The organism is Pedobacter sp., from assembly GCF_035566355.1.
Lineage (GTDB): Bacteria > Bacteroidota > Bacteroidia > Sphingobacteriales > Sphingobacteriaceae > Pedobacter.
In genome coordinates, this window is the sequence record NZ_DATMRL010000117.1 from 1 (window position 1) to 5488 (window position 5488).

A 5488-nucleotide genomic window follows, 5' to 3' on the forward strand; every position below is an offset into this window, starting at 1 on the left:
TATCGCCAGAAAGCAGAGGTTCATTGATGGTCGGACGCATTCACATCAAAAAAAACGCCTGGATTGGTGCTAACGTTACCATACTTCCGGGCGTAACTGTTGGAGAGAATGCCATCATAGCAGCCGGGGCAGTCGTTTCAAAAGACGTTTCCGACAATACAGTTGTCGGAGGCATTCCGGCAAAAGTCATTAAAATTATAGATTAAGGTTATTCACTCCCAGTGGTCACTAAAACCACACCATTCGTCAAAAAAATTTCCTTAAATATTTCGCGTGCAGTTTCTTTATATCAAAAAGAAAAAAATGGAACACACGGAACGTCAAACTTACCTGGATTGGTTAAGAATATTATCAATTATAGGTGTATTATTTTTCCATTCTGCCATGCCTTATGTTGCCGAAGATGGCTGGCATATCAAAAATGCCGAAACCAGCAATTTGATGATGGAGTCAAATATGTTTCTACACCTTTTTCGCATGCCATTGCTCTTTTTTATTTCTGGTACAGTAAGTTACTACATGATGCAGAAAAGATCTACATTAAACTTCATTGGTTTACGCTTTCGCAGACTTTTCATACCGCTTTTGGTAGGCATGTTTGTTATAGTTCCTCCTCAAATTTACATGGAACGACTTGCCAACGGTTATACAGGTACCTTTTGGAATTGGTATCCAAGTGTATTCAATTTTGTAACGTACCCAAAGGGCAGTTTTAGCTGGCACCATTTATGGTTTATTGCTTATTTGTTTATATACGATCTTATATTTGCTGCGCTGTTTGCATGGCTGATATCACCCAAAAGCGATGCTTTTAAATCAAAATTAGTTTTATTAGCCAACGGTAAATGGGTATATGTTTTGATGTTACCTGGGGTTGTCTGGTATGCATTGATGAACCGGAAGTTTCCTGAAACGAATGATCTTATACATGATATCGGCTATTTTGTTTACTGGTTATTTTTCCTGCTGGCCGGATTTATATGCATATTACAACCTAAATTAATGGATAGCTTGCAGCGTAACCGGCGCTTTGCTTTAACTATTGGCTTTTTAGCCATATTATTTTTAGATTACTTACGGTGGAATAAAATTGAACCCGATCATCCACATTGGCATCTGCAGGCACAGATATTCACCTATTTATTTGATGCCTTAAAACCTATCGTTGCCTGGGCCTGGGTTTTGGCATTAGTTGGATATGGTAAACAATATCTTAAATATAAACATAAGGCATTGAATTATTTAAACCAGGCAGTATATCCTTTTTACATTCTGCATCAAACAATTATCGTTATATTGGTTTATTACTTTGTTCAAGTACCTCACGAGAGTATTTTATCTAAATATCTCTATACCGTTGGTACTACTTTTTTTATCACTGTATTAACCTATCATTTGTTTATCCGACCATTTACGCTGACCCGCTTTTTATTCGGCATGAAACCAAAAAGCAGAAATCGTGAGCCAATCCATTCAGCTTGAAGTTTGTAACTTAGACTCATGAAATTTTTAAAGAAATTAGTTTTTCCTGCATTATACGGCCTGTTGATCTATTTTACGATCAGGCTGATACATGATGTAGAAACAGGTGACTTGTTTTGGAAAAGAGCCTGGGCACTAAATTCTTTTGAAATGAGCTGCAGTATTTTAACAGGGTATGCTTCTGTTTATTTATTTCAATATCTGTTTAAATATTACGACAAACACTGGCCCTTGCAATTCCATTATCAGAGTTTAATACGCGAATTGCTGATATTGATTGTTAGCAATTTAATTCTTGTTAATCTCATTCTTACACCCATGGCTGCATTTACAGATGATGGCCTTTCAAAGGCAGATTTTGTTGATATATGCACAGTACCTACCTTATATGCTATTATCTATTATGGTATCGCTCGTAGTCGTACTTATATGATGGCCTATGTAAATAATAAGATATTACTTGAAAAAGTAACTAACGATCATTTAGCAACGGAACTGAAATTTTTAAAGTCGCAGTATCATCCACATTTTTTATTCAACGCATTAAATACAATTTACTTTCAGATGGATGATGATTTACAAGGGGCAAAAATAAGTATTGAAAAGTTTTCCGAATTGCTGCGATATCAATTGTACGATCAGCAACTTCTGGTACCTATAACAAACGAAATAGATTATCTGAAAAATTTCATAGAGTTGCAAAAAGTACGCAGCAGTGATAAATTACAACTAAAAGTTGAACTGGATAAAAACCTAAGTGAGCAACTGGTATACCCTCTATTGTTTTTGCCTGTAGTTGAAAATGCCTTTAAATTTATTGGTGGTGATTATAAACTTAGCATTAGCGCGGAGTTAACTGATAAACAGGTTAATTTCAGGGTAGAAAACTCCATTCCTGAATTTGAGCCGCTTACGGTACGGAAAATTGGTATCGGCCTTGAAAATTTAAGAAGAAGGCTTGATTTGTTGTATCCGGGCAAGCATTGCTTATCTGCAAAAAAGGCAGACAATACTTTTGTAGTCGAATTAGAATTGGAATATGAATAAGATTACCTGTATTATAACTGATGATGAACCTTTTGCATCCAAAGGCTTACGGGGTTACGTGGAAAAGATTAGTTTCTTTGAACTAAAAGGTATCTGTGAAGACGCCTTTCAATTGGATAAATTACTAGAGCAACAAGCTGTCGACCTGCTTTTTCTTGATATACAAATGCCACACATTTCAGGCATCGAACTTATAAAAACATTGGCTAAGCCACCAAAAGTGATATTTACTACTGCCTTTGAGCAATATGCCTTACAGGGTTTTGAACTTGATGTGATAGATTATTTGCTTAAGCCCATATCTTTTAATCGGTTTTTAAAAGCTGCTACCAAAGCCCGCGATTATTTTGCCACTCGTGAAGAAAAAAACAATTCCGCTATCCCTTACATATTCGCAAAAACCAATGGCAAACTTGAGAAAATAAGTTTTGATGAAATATTGTTTATTGAAGGGATGGAAAATTACGCGGCCGTTTATCTTGAAAATAAAAAGCTAATTATCCGTTCTACCATTAAAGCCTTACTAGAAAAACTGCCTGCATGGCAATTTATACAAACGCATAAATCATACATTGTTGCCATAACCAGGGTGGATAGCATTGAGGGTAATACTCTTCATATTGGAAAATACCAGGTGCCGATTAGCAGGTACCAGCGCGACGAAGTTATTGATAAGATCATTAAAGGATAATATTGGATAAGCTGATCCTGTTCCATCGATTGTTTTATACGTTTTGTCAGTATCTTCATCAATTTGGGTGTATTGATATAGCTATTAACACAGTAGAAATGGTATTAAAATGGTATTAAAGAAACCATTTGAGAAACATCAGAAGCGGTTTACCGGCTAAAAACATGCATTCACCGGACTTTTGTTTAAAATTCTTGTTTGCAATACAAACTATATTTATATTTGGATATCAAATGATTGAATTTATGGATACGATTGAAAACGAAATGAATCCTTTACAGAGCCTGAAATTAATTTCAGATGTCATTTTACGGACTAAAGATCAGTTAAGAAACTATAGTGCCCTTTATTTAATATGGGGCTGGATCATAGCCGTGGCGAGTTTATCATTCTTTGCATTGCACACCTATACCTCCACCAGCCTTTTCTTTCTGCCTTTCCCAGTTCTTGTACTAACAGGTATAATACTTACCTTTCGTTACTATCGCTCAGCAAGAGAGACATCGGAAACCTACCTTGCAAGCTATTTAAAGAATTTATGGTTTGTATTAGGTATCTGCTTTATACTTACAGTATTTATAAGTCTTTCCCAAAAAGTACAACCATTTACGTATACCCTACTACTTGGAGGAATTGGCACACTTGTTTCCGGTTTGAACCTGCGTTTTAAACCATTGATTACCGGGGGTGTATTATTTTTTATTTTTGCCGTAATTAGCGTTTTAATTCCGGAACAATACCGTTCTCTGTTGCATGGCTTTGCTGTGATACTGGGATACATTATTCCGGGATACCTACTTAGATACACTAAAGCCTAATTCAAGTTAAATGTATAACGATCTTGACCCTGTTTTAAATACTCCTGTAAGATTAGCGATTGTTTCTGTATTGATAAAAATGAAACAGGCAGACTTTGCCTATTTAATGGAAATGACCAAAACTACTCAGGGAAATTTGAGTCACCAGATAAAGAAATTACATGAAGCAGAATATGTTGAAGTGATAAAAACTTTTAAAGGCAATTATCCCCATACAATTTGTAAGTTAACCGAAAAAGGTAAAAATGCATTTGAAAAATATGTAGAAGACATCAAAAAATATTTACACATATGATTGGAAATCCCAGGTATAACTCTGCCCCTGATTCACTTGAAACATCTATTTTTCAGGGAAGATATATTATTCTATTTTTTTGCTCTTTTTGGTTTGTATTGCAAACTACATTAATAAATAGAATTATAAGAAGCCTGTTAACAGCGATGATTATTTGCGCATCAATAAATGTTTATAGTCAAACCATTATCAGAGGAAGCATCACTGATGAACATCATTTGCCTGTTTCTTATGCTAATGTTTCCATAAACGGTACCGTGGATGGCGGCAGTGCTGATAGTTCAGGCCATTTCAAACTCCTCACTATGACTAAAGGAAAACAGCTACTGCAAGTTTCTGCATTGGGCTTTGAGAGCTTGCAATATCCCCTAAATATCGATACTGTTTCCAGTATTATTTATATAAAATTAAAACATAGCTCAGGTCTATTGTTAGCTGAAGTAGAAATAACTGCAGGTAGTATCGATGCCAATAACGACAAGGTACTCACCCACATCAAACCCGTTGATCTTTTATCGAATGCAAGCTCGCAGGGTGATATTATAGGTGCAGTACAGAACCTACCAGGTGTGCAGCGAAATGGCGGAGATCAAACTGGATTGTTTGTAAGAGGTGGAGATGCCAGCGAGACCATGGTTTTAATAGATGGTATCACCGTACAAACCCCCTTTTTCAGCAATGTACCAGGAGTCGGTCAACGGAGTAGATTCAATCCCTTTCAATTAAAAGGTACTTCATTCAGTACCGGAGGTTATTCTGCAAAATATGGGCAGGCACTTTCTTCAATATTAGATTTACAAACGACAGACTTACCTGAAAAAACAATACTTTCTGCCGGAGCCAATCTCAGTGGTCTTATGCTAAGTGGAACTCAACGCATAAAAGACAATGCACTTGAATTTTATGGCAATTATACCAATTACGGCCCATACTACTCCCTATCAAATACCAATTATGATTTCTATCGTGCCCCCCGATCTGCCGGAGTTTCTTCCAGGTGGATATCTAAAACTGATAAGGGATCATTTAAAATCAGCCTCGGTTATAACAACAGCAGCAGCGGTACGATGGTTTCGAACCCAGATGATGTAGGCTCATTACTGAGCTTCGATCTTCATAATAAAAATGCACTCCTCAATGCATCTTATGATTATT

7 protein-coding genes are annotated in these 5488 nt (G+C 36.2%); all 7 read left to right on the plus strand.

The window, feature by feature from the left end; genetic code table 11:
• The coding region (locus tag VNZ46_RS04420) for a DapH/DapD/GlmU-related protein (RefSeq protein WP_325558912.1) at window positions 1-206 on the plus strand (206 nt) is incomplete at its 5' end.
• 97 nt (window positions 207-303) lie between these two features.
• Window positions 304-1482 carry an acyltransferase family protein gene (locus tag VNZ46_RS04425; RefSeq protein ID WP_325558913.1) on the plus strand — a complete coding sequence of 393 codons (1179 nt, stop codon included), beginning with the start codon at window positions 304-306 and terminating at the stop codon, window positions 1480-1482.
• Between the two features lie 18 nt (window positions 1483-1500).
• Window positions 1501-2529, plus strand: coding sequence for a sensor histidine kinase (locus tag VNZ46_RS04430; protein ID WP_325558914.1), 1029 nt, complete (start codon window positions 1501-1503; stop codon window positions 2527-2529).
• The gene (locus tag VNZ46_RS04435; protein WP_325558916.1) at window positions 2522-3220 is read left to right on the plus strand and encodes a LytTR family DNA-binding domain-containing protein; all 699 of its coding nucleotides are present in this window, start codon (window positions 2522-2524) and stop codon (window positions 3218-3220) included. The genes VNZ46_RS04430 and VNZ46_RS04435 overlap by 8 nt, the downstream gene beginning before the upstream one ends.
• A 245-nt stretch (window positions 3221-3465) precedes the next feature.
• Window positions 3466-4038 (plus strand): hypothetical protein, encoded by a 573-nt coding sequence (locus VNZ46_RS04440; protein ID WP_325558918.1) that lies wholly within the window; start codon window positions 3466-3468, stop codon window positions 4036-4038.
• Between the two features lie 10 nt (window positions 4039-4048).
• Entirely contained in the window at window positions 4049-4333 is a 285-nt protein-coding gene (locus tag VNZ46_RS04445) for a transcriptional regulator (protein ID WP_325558919.1), read from the plus strand.
• A gap of 146 nt (window positions 4334-4479) precedes the next feature.
• The coding region (locus tag VNZ46_RS04450) for a carboxypeptidase-like regulatory domain-containing protein (protein ID WP_325558920.1) at window positions 4480-5488 on the plus strand (1009 nt) is incomplete at its 3' end.

Excerpts from the sequence above, each read along its gene's own strand:
- VNZ46_RS04425 (WP_325558913.1), top strand. The coding sequence starts at position 304 with ATGGAACACACGGAACGTCAAACTTACCTGGATTGGTTAAGAATATTA.
- VNZ46_RS04430 (WP_325558914.1), top strand. The coding sequence starts at position 1,501 with ATGAAATTTTTAAAGAAATTAGTTTTTCCTGCATTATACGGCCTGTTG.
- VNZ46_RS04435 (WP_325558916.1), top strand. The coding sequence starts at position 2,522 with ATGAATAAGATTACCTGTATTATAACTGATGATGAACCTTTTGCATCC.
- VNZ46_RS04440 (WP_325558918.1), top strand. The coding sequence starts at position 3,466 with ATGGATACGATTGAAAACGAAATGAATCCTTTACAGAGCCTGAAATTA.
- VNZ46_RS04445 (WP_325558919.1), top strand. The coding sequence starts at position 4,049 with ATGTATAACGATCTTGACCCTGTTTTAAATACTCCTGTAAGATTAGCG.